15 protein-coding genes are annotated in these 17,240 nt (G+C 48.2%); 9 read left to right on the plus strand and 6 right to left on the minus strand.

Going from position 1 to position 17,240, the window contains the following annotated elements:
- Positions 1–298 precede the first annotated feature (298 nt).
- The 3 genes from MJ770_RS01205 to MJ770_RS01215 are packed head-to-tail and all read right to left on the minus strand — an operon-like array spanning position 299 to position 3,343.
- Positions 299–1,012 (minus strand): ABC transporter ATP-binding protein, encoded by a 714-nt coding sequence (locus MJ770_RS01205; protein ID WP_239249610.1) that lies wholly within the window; start codon positions 1,010–1,012, stop codon positions 299–301.
- On the minus strand, positions 1,005–2,207 hold the full coding sequence (locus tag MJ770_RS01210) for an ABC transporter permease (RefSeq protein ID WP_239249612.1): 1,203 nt from the start codon (positions 2,205–2,207) through the stop codon (positions 1,005–1,007). The genes MJ770_RS01205 and MJ770_RS01210 overlap by 8 nt, the downstream gene beginning before the upstream one ends.
- 5 nt (positions 2,208–2,212) lie before the next feature.
- Positions 2,213–3,343, minus strand: a complete 1,131-nt coding sequence (locus tag MJ770_RS01215; protein ID WP_239249614.1) for an efflux RND transporter periplasmic adaptor subunit — start codon at positions 3,341–3,343, stop codon at positions 2,213–2,215.
- Between the two features lie 476 nt (positions 3,344–3,819).
- On the opposite strand from MJ770_RS01215, the gene MJ770_RS01220 reads away from it, so the two are divergent.
- On the plus strand, positions 3,820–5,667 hold the full coding sequence (locus tag MJ770_RS01220; RefSeq protein ID WP_239249616.1) for an ABC-F family ATP-binding cassette domain-containing protein: 1,848 nt from the start codon (positions 3,820–3,822) through the stop codon (positions 5,665–5,667).
- A gap of 45 nt (positions 5,668–5,712) precedes the next feature.
- On the opposite strand, the gene cysM is transcribed toward MJ770_RS01220, so the two are convergent.
- Both cysM and MJ770_RS01230 read right to left on the minus strand, forming a co-directional pair.
- A complete protein-coding gene (gene cysM / locus MJ770_RS01225) occupies positions 5,713–6,600 on the minus strand; it encodes a cysteine synthase CysM (protein WP_239249618.1) in 888 nt (295 codons plus the stop codon).
- Between the two features lie 154 nt (positions 6,601–6,754).
- Positions 6,755–7,060 (minus strand): ComEA family DNA-binding protein, encoded by a 306-nt coding sequence (locus tag MJ770_RS01230; RefSeq protein WP_239249620.1) that lies wholly within the window; start codon positions 7,058–7,060, stop codon positions 6,755–6,757.
- A 548-nt stretch (positions 7,061–7,608) separates the two neighbouring features.
- Between MJ770_RS01230 and MJ770_RS01235 the strand changes: the two genes are divergently transcribed.
- The 3 genes from MJ770_RS01235 (at position 7,609) to lolD (ending at position 10,834) form a co-directional block, all read left to right on the plus strand.
- On the plus strand, positions 7,609–8,526 hold the full coding sequence (locus MJ770_RS01235) for a YihY/virulence factor BrkB family protein (protein WP_239249622.1): 918 nt from the start codon (positions 7,609–7,611) through the stop codon (positions 8,524–8,526).
- Between the two features lie 390 nt (positions 8,527–8,916).
- Positions 8,917–10,161 (plus strand): lipoprotein-releasing ABC transporter permease subunit, encoded by a 1,245-nt coding sequence (locus MJ770_RS01240; RefSeq protein WP_239249624.1) that lies wholly within the window; start codon positions 8,917–8,919, stop codon positions 10,159–10,161.
- A complete protein-coding gene (gene lolD, locus MJ770_RS01245; protein ID WP_239249626.1) occupies positions 10,154–10,834 on the plus strand; it encodes a lipoprotein-releasing ABC transporter ATP-binding protein LolD in 681 nt (226 codons plus the stop codon). Before MJ770_RS01240 ends, lolD begins: the two co-directional genes overlap by 8 nt.
- Before the next feature lie 73 nt (positions 10,835–10,907).
- On the opposite strand, the gene MJ770_RS01250 is transcribed toward lolD, so the two are convergent.
- Positions 10,908–11,189: a DUF4389 domain-containing protein gene (locus MJ770_RS01250; RefSeq protein WP_239249628.1), complete on the minus strand. Its 282-nt coding sequence runs from the start codon at positions 11,187–11,189 to the stop codon at positions 10,908–10,910.
- 1,005 nt (positions 11,190–12,194) lie between these two features.
- On the opposite strand from MJ770_RS01250, the gene MJ770_RS01255 reads away from it, so the two are divergent.
- From MJ770_RS01255 to MJ770_RS01275, 5 genes are all read left to right on the plus strand, one after another.
- The gene (locus tag MJ770_RS01255; protein ID WP_239249630.1) at positions 12,195–12,677 is read left to right on the plus strand and encodes a Cache 3/Cache 2 fusion domain-containing protein; all 483 of its coding nucleotides are present in this window, start codon (positions 12,195–12,197) and stop codon (positions 12,675–12,677) included.
- A gap of 906 nt (positions 12,678–13,583) precedes the next feature.
- A complete protein-coding gene (gene purE / locus MJ770_RS01260; RefSeq protein WP_239249632.1) occupies positions 13,584–14,078 on the plus strand; it encodes a 5-(carboxyamino)imidazole ribonucleotide mutase in 495 nt (164 codons plus the stop codon).
- 12 nt (positions 14,079–14,090) lie between these two features.
- Positions 14,091–14,975: a phosphoribosylaminoimidazolesuccinocarboxamide synthase gene (locus tag MJ770_RS01265; protein ID WP_239249634.1), complete on the plus strand. Its 885-nt coding sequence runs from the start codon at positions 14,091–14,093 to the stop codon at positions 14,973–14,975.
- 651 nt (positions 14,976–15,626) lie between these two features.
- Positions 15,627–16,067 carry a phosphate-starvation-inducible protein PsiE gene (locus tag MJ770_RS01270; protein ID WP_239249636.1) on the plus strand — a complete coding sequence of 147 codons (441 nt, stop codon included), beginning with the start codon at positions 15,627–15,629 and terminating at the stop codon, positions 16,065–16,067.
- 10 nt (positions 16,068–16,077) lie between these two features.
- The gene (locus MJ770_RS01275; RefSeq protein WP_239249638.1) at positions 16,078–17,103 is read left to right on the plus strand and encodes an L-threonylcarbamoyladenylate synthase; all 1,026 of its coding nucleotides are present in this window, start codon (positions 16,078–16,080) and stop codon (positions 17,101–17,103) included.
- The last annotated feature ends 137 nt before the right edge of the window (positions 17,104–17,240 follow it).

Genomic DNA, 17,240 nt, shown 5'->3' on the forward strand with positions numbered 1-17,240 from the left:
AACATTGAAAGCAGGCTTCATATCTGGTCTTTCGTACTTACCCATTTAGAACCGCTGCGAACTTCTGCGAAAAGGTGCGGAGTTCTGCTCCTGGTGCCAAGGATTGTATCAATCCCGCCTGCTGTTTGCATTAACCCAGATAATCCATTAGACCTGATTCGTGCGATGACGACGCATTCCCCCCTTTGCAAAAGGGGGGCTAGGGGGGATTTGAGCGTTGCGGGGACACAAAAATCCCCCTCAGTCCCCCTTTTGCAAAGGGGGATGCTGGTTAAATTTTCTAATGGATTATCCGGGATTAACCACGTGCCTCATCGCTTTCGATGTTGCCGTCCACGAGCGTGATCGTGCGGTCGCATTGATCGGACATGCGCGAGTCGTGGGTGACTAGCAGCACGGCGCAGCCGAACTCGCGGTTGAAGTTGCGGAACAGTTGAAACACTTCGGTAGCGGATTTGCTATCGAGGTTGCCGGTGGGTTCGTCGGCCAGCAGCAGCGCCGGGTGGGTGACAAGGGCACGGGCCACGGCCACGCGCTGCTGCTGACCACCAGAAAGCTGGTCGGGCTTGCGTTGCTCGAGCCCATCCAGGCCGACCTGGGCAAGCAGGCTGCGGCCACGGTCGATCTGTTCGCGCATGGGTTTGCCGGTGGCCACCATGAGTGGCATCAGCACGTTCTCCAGCGTGGTGAAGGCCTGGATCAGATGGTGGAACTGGAACACGAAGCCAATCGCACTGCCACGCACCGCCGTGCGCCGGGCGTCATCCATACTCCGGGTGGGCTCGGCGAGCAGAAACAGCTCGCCCGCTGTGGGTCTGTCCAGCAGGCCGATTAAGTTGAGCAGCGTGCTCTTGCCCGAGCCCGAGGCGCCCACGAGCGCGGTGAAGTCGCGGCGTTGCAGGCGCAGATCCAGCCCGTGCAGCACTTCAACTTCGGTCGGCTTGCCGACGTTGTAGCTTTTTCGAAGACCCTGCAGGCGCAGTACCTCTTGGCTGGCGTCGTGTTCAGACATGGCGGATCGCCTCCACTGGGTCAAGGGAAGCGGCGCGTCGTGCAGGCACGGCTGCCGAAATAATGCCGGTCACCATTGCCAATCCAGCAGCAGCCACCAGCAGCCACGGACTCACCGGGATGTAGAACAGTTTTGGCCCGAAAGTATTGAACGCGCCCACCAGGCCATAACCCGCCAGGCCACCCAGTAGCGAACCGGCCAGTCCGAACAGTGCCCCCTGGACCAAAAACACTCTTAACATCTGTTGTCGTGTGGTGCCCATTGCGCGGAGGATGCCGATCTCGCGCGTGCGCTGAACTACGCTCACCGACAGTACGCTGGCGATGCCAAGCGCCACGCTCAATGCTACAAACGCGCTGATCATCTGCGTGGAAAGGCTTTGTGAGCGCAAGGCGTTCATCAGTTGGGCGTTGGTTTCCATCCAGCTTTCTGCCTTCAGTCCTGTGAGGCGGGTGATGCGCGTGGCCACTGTCTGCGCGTCAAAAATGTCATCCACCGTCACATCAATGATCGTCGCTGCACCGGGCAGGTTGAGCAGCGACTGTACTTGCTTCATCTCCAGGTACACGTAGCGCGCGTCCAGTTCGCGCACCCCCAGCTCGAAAATCCCGGCCACGTTCACCACGCTCTCCCGTTGCTGGCCGCCGTCCAGCCGTAGCTTGTCGCCCGCGCGCAGGCCAAGGTCGGTGGCCAGCTGCTTGCCGATTACGGCGTCGCCAGCAGCGATGCGGAACACGCCGGCGACGATGTCGTTCTGGATCGGGATGATGCGCAGGTAGCGCGGCGCGTCGATGCCGACCAGCACCACCGACTGCAGTGCCTCGCCGCGGCGTGCGAACGCCGGCCCCGAGATTACCGGCGACACAGCTGTGACCCGCGGCAGCGTATCGAGCACGTCGCGCACCTGCTGCCAGTTATTGATCGAGCGCAGGCGCTGGGCGCGCTTGTCCTCCAGCACCAGCTGCACACTTCCCGTGGCGGGAGGCAGGATGCGGTTGCGCTCTTCTGTAGGTTGAACCTTGATGTGGGCCTGGGTACCCAGGGTGCGATTAATGATGTTGCTCTGCAGTCCGGTGATCAGCGCAGTGAGGAATACGATTACCGCGACGCCCACGGCGATGCCGACCAGGATCAGCGTACTCTGCACCTTGCCTTCATGCAGGAACTTGGTGGCGATGGTCCACTCGATCCACATCGGCATCAGTCCAGCTTGGCGGGCAATTCCTTGCGCGTGGCAGTCTTCGCAGCACCGACAGACAGGCTGCTGGACACCACGCGCACCCGATCGCCTTGGGCCACCACGGCCTGCGCATCCGCCAAGATCCAGTCGCCGACCCGCAAACCGGCCGTGACTTCGGTTTGGATCAGGCCACGCAGGCCCAACTGCACTTGGCGCCGCGTGGCGCGGCCATCGGAGACCAGCCACAGCTCCGCGTGGTTGCCGTTCTTGGCACCCAGCGCATCGTTAGGCACTACGATGGCACTGTCTCGGCGGCCCGTTTCCACATTCACTGAGATGGTCATGTCCTGGCGCAAAAAATCAGGCACCGGCTTCACGGTGAGGCGTATGTCCACCGTGCCGCGCTGTGGATCGACGCTGGGCGCAATAAAGCTGACCTTTGCCGGGAATGGCCGCGCAGGATAGGCATCGGCGATGCACATAGCCGCCTGGCCGAGCGCGAGCACTTCGAGGTTTTTTTCATCTAGTGGTACCAGCACTTCGGTGTCGTCGTTGCGGGCGATTTCGAACAGGACGCGGCCGGGCTGCACCAGGTCGCCTGGCTCGACATTGCGGGTGAGCACGGTTCCGGCGATTTCAGCGCGGATCGTTGTTTTGGCCAACAGCGCCTTGGCGCTGGCCACTCGGGCGCGCGCCAAGGCCTCGTTTGGGTTGCCTGCCACTAGCGAACGGGCGGTCAGCCGCGCCTGCTCGGCGGCGGTGCGGGCAATTGTCTCGGCCTGTATCACCCGTTCCATCGTTTCCCGGGCGACCGCTTGCCGCTGAAACAGGGCCCGACTACGCTGGGCTTCGCGGCTGGCTTGGGCCAGGCTCGCCTCCGCCTCGCGCAATGCGGCCTGCGCCTGTGGACGCGTCGACTGTTGTAACTGGGCCAAGGCAACCTCTGCTTCGCGCACGGCCGCCTCGAGGTCATCGGCACGCAGCACCGCCAGCACGTCGCCAGGCTGAACCACGTCGCCCTCCTGCACACGCCGCTCGACAATCACGCCGGTCACCGGACTGCCGACCTGCGCCCGCGAAACGGCCACCACTCGGCCGGTCGCTACGACTGTCTGCACCAACGGCCGCGCTGCCACTTCGTAACCAACCAAGACCGGCCCTCGCATTTTCTGCACCACAACCCATGCCAAGGCACCTAAGATCAGGCAGACAACGGCGACGAGGAACAGATGGCGTTTTATGGTGTCATTTATGGTATCACTCCGAAATATACGTGGAGGCAAACATGATACACGAGGAGAGGTGTGATACTCGAGGAGAGGCGTGCCGTCCAGGCACTGAAAGTGGTCAGGGACAATTTCAGCAAATGGCAACACCAAATAATCTGCCACCACAAGGGTGACATTATTTGGATGATGGAGGCGATGGGAATTTAAGTTACGTCCGTAAGCAAGCTAATATACTGCTCAATATCTTTAGCCAGACTTTGTCATGAGTGCTCAGTTAAATTTACAATTCTGCGCCAACCTATGACTCACCGCTACCATTGACGAACAGCTACAATCGGACAAATTAACCCAGCTTTTGCTCTATTATTTTGACGTGACACGTCTGTTATCATTACACCATGCTAAACATTCAAAATCTGACTTACCTGCAAGGCGGCACTACGTTATTACAGCAAGTAAATTTTCAGGCTTACGCCAGCCAACGTATCGGGCTGGTAGGCAAGAATGGCTGTGGTAAATCCACACTATTTCGACTGATTCGTGGCGTAATTATGCCGGACAGCGGCGAAATCTCGTTGCAATCTGGTAAGACAATCGCTTTTGTCGAACAGGAAATCGCCAACTCAGATCAGCCCGCGTTGGAGTTCGTGCTCGACGGTGACGTGGAGCTGCGTACGCTTGAAAAAAGTCTGGCGCGAGAGCAGCATGATTCGGACTGGTTTGAAGCTCAGCAGCGCTACGAAGCAATTAATGGTTACGTGGCCAAAGCCCGTGCCGCTCAACTGCTGAATGGATTAGGTTTTGCCAACGACACTCTGGAGCGCCCAGTAAGCAGCTTTTCCGGCGGGTGGCGCATGCGTTTGAATCTAGCCCGCGCACTCATGCATAGAGCCGATTTGCTGTTGCTGGATGAACCCACCAATCACCTCGACTTGGAGGCGATCCTCTGGCTTGAACAATACCTTGCACGCTACCCCGGCAGCCTTATTCTGGTTTCGCATGATCGCGAATTTCTCAATGCTTGCGTCAACCGTATCGCCCATGTTCATGACCAAATTATTGATTGCTACAGCGGAGACTACGACGATTTCGAGCGCGCCCGCGCCGAGCGCATAGCCCAGCAAAATCAAGCTTTTCACCAGCAGCAGGAAAAAATCGCGCACTTGGAAGATTTTGTTCGTCGTTTTAGTGCCAAGGCAACTAAGGCGAAGCAGGCACAGAGTCGTGTTAAAGCGCTGGAGCGGCTGACGCGCATAGCCCCAGTCCATATTACAGACGGCCATTTCGCGCTGGAAATCGAGGCGCCGGAACGTAGCCCTGACTTATTACTGCGTGCCGATAAAATGGGATTTAGCTATGGTGACAAAGCGCTATTTCATAATGTTGATTTGGTGCTGCGAGCAGGTGCGCGTATCGCCCTGCTCGGGCCGAACGGTGCCGGCAAATCTACCCTGATTAAATTGCTGGTGGGTGAGCTTCAGCCCACCTCAGGTACGCTGGAAATCACGGCCGACATCCGTATCGGTTATTTCGCGCAGCATCAACTGGAAAACCTGGATAGCGAGGCAACGCCTTTGGAGCACATGGAAAAGCTGGCACCCAAAGTAACGACACAGGTACTGCGTACTTTTCTCGGCCGTTTCGGTCTGGCTGGAGACAGCGAAGATCGCCCAGTGGCGAGCTTTTCTGGTGGCGAAAAAAGCCGTTTGGCGCTGGCACTGCTCGCCTGGCAAAAGCCACATTTATTGTTGCTCGATGAACCCACCAACCATCTTGATCTGGACATGCGTGACGCCCTCACCCTGGCGCTCGAAGAATACACTGGGGCAGTGGTATTGGTGTCCCACGATCGCAGTCTGATCCGCGCTGTAGCTGATGAGTTATGGCTGGTTGCAGATGGTAATGCCAAACTGTTTGATGGCGATCTGGAAGACTACAAAAATTGGATCGAAACACGCCGCCCGCGCGAAACGACTCAAGCTCAACCAGAAAAACCGCGCCAGTCACCTGCATCCAAGCCAAACAGGAAAGCACTTCAATCGAAACAATCCAAACTCGAAGCCGCGCTTTCAAAAGCTCAGGCGGAACTAGGTGAAATAAATCGCCAGTTGGCCGATCCTGCTACCTATGTCAATCCTGACCGTGATGCAATCATCAAACTGAACGCGCTGCATGCAACCTGTGAAAAAAAAGTGGCCGAATTGGAGGAAAGCTGGCTGGAACTTGAAATGGCTATGGAGGAATAAACTTAGCTCCGACCACCCCTAAATTTTTTGTCAGAAGCGAGCACGTTACGCCGGAAATATACCTGTACTCAAGTAGCGATCTCCACGATCACACACGATGAACACGATCGTTGCGTTCTGTACCGTCTGCGCTACTCGTAGCGCTATTGCCAAAGCACCACCGGACGAGATACCACAGAAGATGCCTTCTTCGCTCGCCAAACGACGGGTCATATCTTCCGCCTCTTGCTGACCAACCATTTCCAGCTTATCTACACGTTTGCGATCATAAAATTTGGGAAGATAAGCTTCAGGCCATGTTCGAATGCCGGGAATCTGCGCACCCTCTTCTGGTTGTGCGCCAATAATTTGAATATCGGGATTTTTTTCCTTTAAGTAGCGCGAACATCCCATGATTGTACCGGTGGTGCCCATACTGCTAATAAAATGGGTGATGCCGCCCTGCGTATCGCGCCAAATTTCCGGTGCGGTGCCTTGATAATGTGCCAGAGGATTGTCTGCGTTAGCAAATTGATCGAGGATGATCCCACGCCCTTCGTCGCGCAGTTTCTCCGCCATATCACGCGCCAACTCCATGCTACCCTTCTTGGCTGTCAACACTAATTCCGCGCCATATGCACGCATACTTTGACGACGTTCGATACTCTGGTTTTCAGGCATCACCAGTATCATCTTATAACCCCGCATAGCCGCTACCATCGCAAGCGCAATGCCAGTGTTACCACTGGTAGCTTCTATTAAGGTGTCACCCGGTTTAATGTCACCTCGTTTTTCGGCCTGCGTGACCATTGTGAACGCCGGACGATCTTTCACCGAGCCAGCAGGATTGTTTCCTTCCAATTTAGCCAACAGCACATTACTCGTCGCACCGGGAATACGTTTTAACTTGACTAGTGGCGTGTTACCAACAAAATGTTCAATAGTGTGGTGCATCAATTTTTTCCTGAAACAAAGTGGGTTATTTTACCATTACATACAAGTACAAATAATAACCCCGTCAAGCTCGCGCTAGACGGGGTTATTATTTGTACTACATCGAAAACAGAGTAAAACTTTAGCTAGCCTCAGGTGCCTAGCATTTTCTCACTTAAACAATCGTAGAGATAGTTGAGCTAAGCGAGGGGTAAATTTCGGTAGTAACACCGAACACGATCAACTCGGACCGAATTTTTTTGACTGACTTGCTACCAAAACCTTTTACATTGTCCAATTCATCCACACTCTTAAATGAACCATTCTTCTTACGGTAATCGATTATCGATTGAGCCTTCACTGGGCCTATCCCCTTAACCCCAGCTAAATCATCCTTTGTGGCCGTGTTTAAATTCACAGCAGCCATCGCAAGGCTGGATGAAAAAACGAATGTAATAAAAGCTAGTAGCAATTTTTTCATTATTGTCTTTCTGCAGAATGGGCGACGGAGTCACCCTTCGAGGATAAACGCACAGCACCCTGACAAAGTTGACAGACTAAATAAAATTTGCTATAGGCACTTGATTTCACACCACACCCAGCAAGTCTAGTCATAATATTTTAAAGATATGAAATGACATTAAATCGATGCGGGTTATTGTTTTTGAAAAGCTACGCCAACGTCGAAGCATGGTCGACACAATAACTTACAGAACAGGTCACAGAGGAAATGAAATCAAAGAGATCTCGAAAATCCAATTCTGTATTGCGTAGAAACTTGAACTTTTAGAGACGTCGTTGAGAAATAAGCCACTTTGCCTCAAGCAGAGGAATGTAAACTGTTCTCTTACAATTCGCTGATTTTCAGCCAGCCTTATCCAGAACCGAGGGAAATCAAACCTACAGATTAAATAACTTAAATCATAATTAAAATAATAAAACTTAAATGCCAAGAAAATTCGGGATACGTAATAATCAAAATAATTATTTAACCATATGCAATAATTATTATTTATTCAAAGCAATACCATGAATATAAAAATTATATTGAATTTCATCAAAGCCACTTTTTCAGCGTGGATTGACGATAATGCACCCAGCATGGGAGCAGCACTTGCCTATTACACAGTCTTTTCGATAGCACCACTTCTACTGATTGTTATATCTGTAGCGGGGATAATTTTTGGCGTTGAAGTAGCAAGGGAAGAAATTATTGCTCAGTTACATAATTTTATGGGGAAGACTGGAGCATTGGTAGTGCAAGGTATGCTTGAAAGCGTTAGTAAGCCAACTGAGAGTGTAACTGCCGCCATCATCGGTGTGGCATTGCTCATGGTTGGAGCAACGACAGTATTTGCCGAGTTACAGAACAGCCTGGATAGAATATGGCGTGCCCCCACAAGAACCAAGGATGCAGGAATATTTGGATTAATTCGCACGCGACTGCTTGCTTTTGGAATGATTTTGGGGATAGGTTTTTTGCTAACTGTTTCACTCATCTTAAGTGCTGCATTGGCAATACTGGGGAGATGGTGGGCACCTTTATTTGGCGAATTCAGGTTTCTCGCAAATTTCGTAGATATAGCATTGAGTTTTATGCTAATTACAATTGCATTCGCAATGATCTACAAATTAATGCCACGCATGAAAATATATTGGCGCGATGTATGGGTGGGTGCGGTGGTCACCGCGATTCTATTTACAATCGGTAAATTTCTGATCGGCATGTACATTGGAAGAAGTGGCGTTGCTTCAGGATTCGGAGCAGCAGGATCGCTCGTTGTTTTATTGACATGGATATATTACTCAGCTCAGATATTTTTGATGGGCGCTGAATTTACTAAGATCTATTCTTATACGTTTGGATCACGCAAAGAACAGCCTATGCAAACTGCAGCACAAACTACAGCCATCCCAGCTGAACAAATGGAAACTCATACTCCTTGAGTATCTTATGCTACGCTTATCAAAACCACGATACTAGCAGGTTGTGCTTAAATATCTGTAATAGAACAATTTTCTGAACAGCTATAAATCAACAGACTCTGACTGATGGCAGCGATATTTTATATCTTACATTTGTACAACGCCGCAGCCCATTGATCTTCGCCTTGTTGCTTATCAAACAATAAAACAAGAAATGCTTAAGTTTTTCGAATTATCGAGATGCAATTCACCTACTGGAATCACTGCAGCCGAATTTTCGTTTAGACTCCTCAAGTTCGACAGGCTGCTAGAATGACTGGAACAAAGTAATTTTTATCCGCAACAGTTTGCCGACCCACAATGAACGCTCTTGTGGCAAACTAGCGACCTAATTTTTTTAAGTCATTCACTTTGCGTCCTTACGAACTCTATATCGGTCTGCGTTACACCCGTGCGAAGCGACGCAATCATTTCATTTCTTTTATTTCGCTTATCTCCATGTTGGGTATGGCTTTGGGCGTGGCCGCGCTGATTGTAGTGCTGTCGGTGATGAACGGCTTCCAGAAAGAAATCCGTACGCGTATTCTAGGTATCGCGCCTCACCTGCAAATCAGCGAAGAGGGTAACCACATGCTGGATTGGCAACCTACCCTACAGCTCACGTCACAATATCCACAAGTGGCGGCTGCTGCGCCTTTCGTAAACGGACAAGGCATGGTGTCGTTTAATCAAAATGTGCAGGGCGTAATGGTACGTGGCATTTTGCCGCAGGATGAAAACAAAGTAACAGACCTGTCTGGCAAGATGAAATTTGGTTCGCTGGAAGCCTTGCAGGAAGGCAGTTTCGGTATCGTGCTGGGTTCTGACTTAGCGCGCACACTGGGGGCAAATTTGTACGACAAGGTATTACTCATCTCTCCTCAGGGGCGGATCACGCCTGCTGGAATGTTGCCGCGACTCAAGCAATTCCGCGTCGTCGGCATTTTTGAGATCGGCATGGCTCCCTATGACAATACTCTGGCACTGATTCACCTTAATGATGCACAGAAACTCTATCAAATGGGTAACGCGATAAGCGGCATCAGCGCACGTCTGCATGACCTTGATCTAGCTCCGCAAGTGGCCATCGAAATGCAACTTGCATTGCCGCGCAATATATACGTTAGTGACTGGACGCGCCAGCACGCTAACTATTTCCGTGCAGTTCAGATCGAAAAGAAAATGATGTTCATCATTCTTTCACTCATTGTGGCGGTAGCCGCATTCAACATTGTCTCCACGCTGGTAATGGCGGTTACCGACAAGCAAGCCGACATCGCGATCCTGCGCACGCTTGGTGCCTCGCCTGGCAGTATCATGAAAATCTTTATTGTTCAAGGCGCCCTTATAGGCCTGATCGGCTCTGTAATCGGCGTGGGAGGAGGTATACTTTTAAGCCTCAACATCGACACCGTAGTGCCGTTTATAGAGCGAATGTTGGGTATGCACTTCCTCTCCAAAGAAGTCTATTTCATCAGCGAATTACCCTCCGACTTACAGCGAGACGATGTGCTGATCGTGGCCTGCTTCTCATTCATAATCAGCTTATTAGCTACGCTATATCCAAGTTGGCGCGCATCAAGGACACAGCCAGCAGAGGCGCTACGCTATGAGTGAGATGGTAATTTCCTGCCGCAACTTATGTAAAGTATTTGCGCAAGGCAAACTCAATGTACCTGTGTTAAACGGGGTTAGCATTGACGTCAAACGTGGCGAACGTATCGCCATCGTAGGTAGCTCTGGCTCAGGCAAAAGCACCCTGCTCCATCTGCTTGGTGGATTGGATAAGGCCAGTAGCGGTAGCGTCGCCATCCTCGGTCACGATGTGCAAGCCATGAATGAAGCAGAGCGCGGCACTCTGCGCAACCGGGCGCTGGGTTTTGTGTACCAGTTCCACCATCTGTTGGCAGAATTTACAGCACTGGAAAATGTTGCTATGCCATTACTGATCCGTGGCATGAAGCGGAGTGAATCAGACCCGATTGCTGCTCGTATACTCGGGTTGGTAGGACTCGCACACCGTACGGAACACCTACCCGCCGAACTATCTGGTGGTGAACGTCAGCGTGTTGCCGTAGCACGCGCATTAGTCACAGAACCAGCCTGCGTCTTAGCAGACGAACCTACCGGTAATCTGGACCGCTCCAGTGCACACGCATTGTTTGAATTAATGCAAGAACTTAATTCCAAGCTTAACACCAGCTTCATCGTAGTCACCCATGACTTAGAGCTAGCGGGGAAAATGCAGCGTCAACTTCGCCTGATGGATGGAGTGTTGCACGAGGCGTGACTACGCCAAAGGATTAAGCGATACTCAATTTTCTGGTTGATTCTGTTTGCAATTGTATGCAATCTTCAATATTTCAGTCGCTTGATGGCCAATCATTAAAAGGAAAAGGCACCTCTTCAGAAGAAAAAGTAAGAAAATTTACAATTTGTTGGAAGTAGCGACCTAAGCTGCTGCCAAACGAAAGTAGTTGAGTATTATGTTTACCCGTTATTAAAGTCATCAAAAATTGAAAGATAGCAGCGATAAACATCAATGTTCCAGATATTTGGTAAGCAAGCGCCATTAACAACATATACAAACCACGAACCCATATATTGCGCTTGTTCTCAGTAATAATATTAGAATCTTGGTTCATGTTATTTAAAATCCTCCGTAATAGTTTTCCAGGACATACAACTCAAAGGTAACGTGAATCACACGTCATGCTTATAGACATTATTAAGACTGATCTCAAATCTACAGGTACACTCCTGCTTACATTTGTTTAAATAACAAATATATATTACACAAATTAAATACTTAAGATTAATAGAAAAGTTATTCTCAGAGTGAAGAAGGCTGGGATCTACTTAAAAGCACTTCTAAAAATCTAATGTTCGTCAAAATACAGCGTTACTCGAAAAATATTATCACTTACATATCAAACATATGCTGAATTCAATTTTTTACTCACGCCTAGACTTGCCTGGCAATGAGGTATGCAGACAAGGTGCGAAGCGGCGGCTCGCAAAATTGAATTTTTAGAGACACCCTTGATAATCTTTGGAGCAGCACGAAAGATGATAACGTTGGAAACGTCAAATCCTCGAGGTTACTTGGATAGAAAATATATCAATCATCTACTAATGCGATATCACACTACGATTCGAATTAGTTCAACCACGATAGACAAACTAAAGAAAATGCGGAATCTGTCGAAGAGACAACTTAAGTGGGCAATGTTTACCATAACATATAACATCCAATCACTACCAAAAACTGAACAACGCCACTCAATTGCACTGTAAAAACGAGTTACGCTTCCAGATGTTATGCGAATATAGTGTCAAATAGTGCCTTAGTGCTTACTTAAAGTGGGATTCAAGCGCTTTAAACATTACTGTCGACATTACTAAATGTAACTCAGGCTCGATTGTGAGTTATGTTTTTGATTTTCTCAGGATCATCTATCGCTTATGGTAGTTATTCCGTTTTTATGCCATGATTCATGGCGGTCTCCAGCGTTATTTTGGTTGTTTAAAAGGCAAGCATCATAAATATTCTTTGCGAGACATATTTATTTTCGCAGTCAATAAATTAAATTATTTTTTAAGATCATTTTCAACTTCGAAATCTTACTTTTTAAAAAAGGAAATTTTTTATGAAAATAACAATTTTGTTTCTAACATCATTGCTGTTCATGTCCACTGCGGGCGCAGATGACGCCAGGAATACAGTTAATGAACTTAAAGTTAAATTTATAAAAATGGGTGAACCTAGATTAGAAGGAGTGGAAAAATCTGGAGATATAATTGCTCCAGTCGTTTATTTCGGCAAACACAAAATAAACAATACGTATACTGTAGTTGATGAAATTAAAGAAACATCTGGTGCTTATTCAACTGTCTTTGTTAAAGATGGCGACGAATTTATACGGGTTAGTACAAACGTATTAACACCTAGAGGTGTTCGCGGGGTAGGAACTAAACTTGCCCATAACAAAGCGTATGACGCAGTGATTAAGGGTAAAGTGTATTGTGGAGATATCGATATTTTAGGTAATTCATTCTATACTTGTTATGATCCATTTACAGACAAAAACGGAGAAGTTATTGGCATCTATCTTATTGGATTTAAAAAATAATTAAGGACATAATCACGCAGTTAAAGTTTAAAGTTCACCCATATTTCAAGAATACTTTATATTAAAGTCCTACTAAAACGAAATACTTGCTTAGCAAGCAACAGGGCTGAACTTTGATCATTTACTAAATTTTAACTGCGGTATAATTTCAATTTGTTATTACAGTATTGAGCACGCCGAAACGAAGCAATAATCAATCTTTTTAGTTCCTCTATAGTTTTTAGGCGCTGCATTGCGTTGATCGGTTTTATTGAAATAATTCATATTTTTTTCATTTTCAATTGTTGAATTAATTTCAGTATTCGATTGCTTAATCTTAAATGTAGGTGCTACTCACTATTAATACATAGATTGACAGCACGGATACTTTAAACAAAATTGATTTATAGGAAAAATATAAACGAACATCTAAAATTTCACCCTTCCATACGACACGCCGATTGACATGGACGCCGAGATTCGCGACGCCACTACTCACTGGATCGAGCGCGTATACGCCAAGGCAACCAACCTATGCTCGCCGGCGCCAAGAACAAGCTCAACAAGATTGATTTACGATCATTGAAGCCGAAGAGATTTATGCTAGCCGCATAATTTCTGGATGGTCAGTTTGACCTGACCTAAAGATAAGTTAGGAAAAATTACGGGATCGCGAAGCTTTTATCCTCCCACAGTTCGACAGTTTCAAATTTGCGAAAAAATAAAAGTGATGAGCTTGTCAGTGCGTAACTAGCAAACAGCTATATTTGCGACTTAGTATCTGAGTATCATAATGGCTATTATAAATTAATGCGATTTCTTAAATTGCCAGGCTCCTCAATGTCTCAATTTCTAATAACAATTTTTAGTAAGAAATCAACAACAGCTATATACACGTAAAAAATTATCAAATATTAAGGAGGTAGTATGAGCAAACCACTAGTTTCTATCTTGATGGGTAGTGCAAATGATTGGGAAATTATGGAGCCGGCCGCACGCCCTTTGCATGACTTCGGCGTAGCCTATGATGCACGCGTAATCTCCGCGCACCGATCACCTGAACTTTTGTTAGACTACGTTCAGGAAATGAGCGAACAAGGTGTACAGTGTTTCATCGCGGGCGCAGGTGGTGCTGCACATCTGGCTGGCGTTATCGCCGGTCAAACTACGCTGCCAGTGTTGGGCGTACCCATTCCATCAAAATACCTTAAGGGTATCGATTCTTTACTTTCCACCGTTCAAATGCCCAAGGGTATTCCAGTGGCCACATTTGCAATCGGCGAAGCTGGTGCGGCGAATGCTGGCCTGTTCGCAATAGCCATGCTGGCACTGAACGATACACAATTAGCCAAGCAGCTCATCGCATTCCGCAAACAGCAGGCCGAAGCAATTGCTGCGATCAAGCTGCCATCACTTAACTAAAAAGGGAACCCTATGTCTGTATTACTTGAATCCAACTTAACCAGCTTGCCTTTATTGCACCGCGGCAAAGTACGTGACATTTATGAAGTGGATGAAGATCGCCTGCTCATTGTGCAAACTGATCGTTTGTCTGCCTTTGATGTCATTTTACCGTCTCCGGTTCCAGGCAAGGGGCAAGTACTCACTACCCTATCCAACTTCTGGTTCAGCAAGCTTATCAACGTTCTTCCTAATCACCTTACCGGTATCAAGCCAGAATCATTAGTCAAGACTGATGAAGAACGCTCGCAACTGGCTAACCGAGCTTTCGTAGTGAAACGCTTGAAACCCGTACCTATTGAGGCCATTGTTCGCGGATACTTGGCTGGCTCCGCGTGGAAAGAATATCAAGAAACTGGCATGGTTTGCGGCATTAAATTACCTGCCGATTTACAGGAAGCGCAAAAACTGCCACAACCATTATTTACACCTTCAACCAAAGCAGCAGTAGGTGAACACGATGAGAACATTTCCTTCGAGCAAGCCTCAAAATTGTTAGGTATTCCCCGTGCGAATGCAGTGCGCCATGCCGCTATGTCGCTATACACCCAGGCCGCGGATTATGCAGCCACTAAGGGTATTATTATTGCTGATACCAAATTTGAATTTGGTACGGATTCCTCAGGCAAAATGTATTTAATTGATGAAGCGCTGACGCCCGATTCCTCTCGGTTCTGGCCAGCTGATCAATACCTTGTGGGTAGTAACCCGCCAAGCTTTGATAAACAGTTCGTGCGTGACTGGCTAGAGGCTTCTGGCTGGAACAAGCAACATCCAGCACCGAAAATCCCTGCCGACATACTAGAAAAGACAACGGAAAAATATAACGAAGCCGTACGACTACTAATGGATGCGTGACGCATCCTTCAGCAATTAGCATTAGCTCGATTTGGAGTTTAGTGAAGTTACCACTAGCAGTCTGTAGAACTTAAAGAATCGAAAATTTAACTGTAGGTGGGTGGATTTTGCGAGCTTTCAATTTGCTAAGAAATGCCTGCCTGCCCACTTGACGATAATTGGGCATTAGTTGCTCTATTGCCCAATAAGCAGCGATACATACACTGCTCAGATAAATTCGCAGCCGACTTCTTTTAATTTCAGCAAGATTGCTAGTGTGAGCTACATAACAATTCGGTGACATCCCCATAGCGGGAAACACATATGCTTATCAATATAATTATACTTTTTTCCTTAACTATGTTAGTTGCGATTTAATTATCTGATCGAGCATGCCGAGGATGGAATGCTGACTTTATCAGCTATATTTGCTTTATCCGCAAAAGGAATAGCTTCATTACAATGCACTGCGAATGTATCAGGCGCACTTTAGCCAATACATTTTTTCTAGCCAACAGCTGTCACCCTCCGTTAGCGTATTTCGTGAGTGCAGCACATGTATCCATCGTGAAGGTCTGACCATTACAATAGCTTTGTAATGTCAATATTCATTAAAAACTAAACCCCACGAGATTCAACGACACGCTTTAATACTATTGAGGTGCTAACAGATTGCAAACGAACATTAAAAGATTCAACCAGCGACTTCTTGCTTTGGTCGAGCATATCGGCCTCCTAGTCATCGCCATTGCCACTGTGGTCGCCATGGCGAACGAAACCATGATTATGGTGCGAGCGGGACAAGTGTTACTAACCGACCTGCTGCTACTCTTCCTCTATCTGGAAGTCCTCGCCATGGTCGGACTGTATTACGACTCAGGCAAGCTGCCAGTGCGCTTCCCGCTGTATATTGGAATGGTGGCGCTTGCGCGCTACCTAATATTGGACATGAAAGCCATGGATGACTGGCGTATGCTCGCGGTGACTGGCTCTATCCTGTTACTAACGCTAGCAGTGTTCTTGATCCGCTTCGGCCACGTACGTTATCCTTATTCAGGTGAAGGATCGTCAACTGGAGTGCGACAAGTTGACCAAGCGCATGAATCTAAATAAGACACTATCAGTGAATCCTCATACTATCTCAGATGACAAGATACAAGCTGCCGTAGCTTTACTGCAGGCAGGCGAGACTGTGGCTTTCCCGACTGAGACTGTCTATGGATTGGGGGCCGATGCCTCCAACCCGCTTGCAGTGCAAAAGATTTTTGAGATCAAAGGACGACCAATTTATCATCCTCTAATTGTTCATATTGCCGCAGCCTCTCAACTGTCAGTTTGGGCGCAGAGTATCCCCGACGATGCATGGCGACTAGCGGCAGCATTCTGGCCTGGCCCACTGACCTTGATCCTTCAACGTTCCAGCCAAGTACCAAATGAAGTCACCGGTGGGCAAGACACCGTAGGTCTGCGTGTGCCAGACCACCCAGTCGCGACCTCTCTGCTGCGTGCGTTTGGCGGCGGAATTGCAGCCCCATCAGCCAATCGTTTTGGACAGGTAAGCCCAACTACAGCACAACACGTGCACGACAAATTGGGAGTCATGGTGGGTATGATTCTGGATGGAGGTCCATGCCATATCGGTGTAGAATCTACTATCGTTAGCTTAGTGCATGGAGATGCTGTGTTATTGCGGCCCGGCAGGCTATCTGTCGAAGCTATTGAAGACACTCTCAACAAAAAAATCTTGCTGACTCAACCAATTTCCACCAAGGTGCGGGCCTCCGGCATGTTGAACTCCCACTATGCTCCCGCAACTCCGATTGAAATCCAACCTGCAGATGAATTATGGATTCGAGCACATCAACTGGCTAATCTTGGCTATAAAGTAGCAGTCCTTAATCTGAGTGATCATAAAAAGTGTGCAAGCAGTGCTGCCATTACAAGATTTCAGATGCCACTGCAAGCTGATGATTATGGGCGCGAGCTCTATGCGTCACTGCACCGTATTGATCACGCCAATTTTGATCGCATTTTGGCTGAAGCGCTGCCCGCAACGCCAGAATGGGTTGCAATCAATGACAGAGTTCGGCGCGCAGCTCAGGGTACGACCAATGAAACTAGAATATTGGTGAGAACAGAAAATCGATAAAAGAAACAAGGGCACCACTAAAAATCAAGTATATCCATAATTACTGGTCAAATGACAATTATTTGTTAATTTCCCATTAAAATTCGGGCAGATTCAGCTATGAAGTACAATTTTTGTTAGCAAACTTAGTTGTCAAG

The organism is Candidatus Nitrotoga sp. M5, assembly GCF_927904885.1.
Classification (GTDB): domain Bacteria; phylum Pseudomonadota; class Gammaproteobacteria; order Burkholderiales; family Gallionellaceae; genus Nitrotoga.

Bases quoted from the DNA above. Each gene is read 5' to 3' on its own strand.
- MJ770_RS01205 (WP_239249610.1), bottom strand. From the start codon at position 1,012: ATGTCTGAACACGACGCCAGCCAAGAGGTACTGCGCCTGCAGGGTCTT.
- MJ770_RS01210 (WP_239249612.1), bottom strand. From the start codon at position 2,207: ATGTGGATCGAGTGGACCATCGCCACCAAGTTCCTGCATGAAGGCAAG.
- MJ770_RS01220 (WP_239249616.1), top strand. From the start codon at position 3,820: ATGCTAAACATTCAAAATCTGACTTACCTGCAAGGCGGCACTACGTTA.
- cysM (WP_239249618.1), bottom strand. From the start codon at position 6,600: ATGCACCACACTATTGAACATTTTGTTGGTAACACGCCACTAGTCAAG.
- MJ770_RS01230 (WP_239249620.1), bottom strand. From the start codon at position 7,060: ATGAAAAAATTGCTACTAGCTTTTATTACATTCGTTTTTTCATCCAGC.
- MJ770_RS01235 (WP_239249622.1), top strand. From the start codon at position 7,609: ATGAATATAAAAATTATATTGAATTTCATCAAAGCCACTTTTTCAGCG.
- lolD (WP_239249626.1), top strand. From the start codon at position 10,154: ATGAGTGAGATGGTAATTTCCTGCCGCAACTTATGTAAAGTATTTGCG.
- MJ770_RS01250 (WP_239249628.1), bottom strand. From the start codon at position 11,189: ATGAACCAAGATTCTAATATTATTACTGAGAACAAGCGCAATATATGG.
- MJ770_RS01255 (WP_239249630.1), top strand. From the start codon at position 12,195: ATGAAAATAACAATTTTGTTTCTAACATCATTGCTGTTCATGTCCACT.
- purE (WP_239249632.1), top strand. From the start codon at position 13,584: ATGAGCAAACCACTAGTTTCTATCTTGATGGGTAGTGCAAATGATTGG.
- MJ770_RS01265 (WP_239249634.1), top strand. From the start codon at position 14,091: ATGTCTGTATTACTTGAATCCAACTTAACCAGCTTGCCTTTATTGCAC.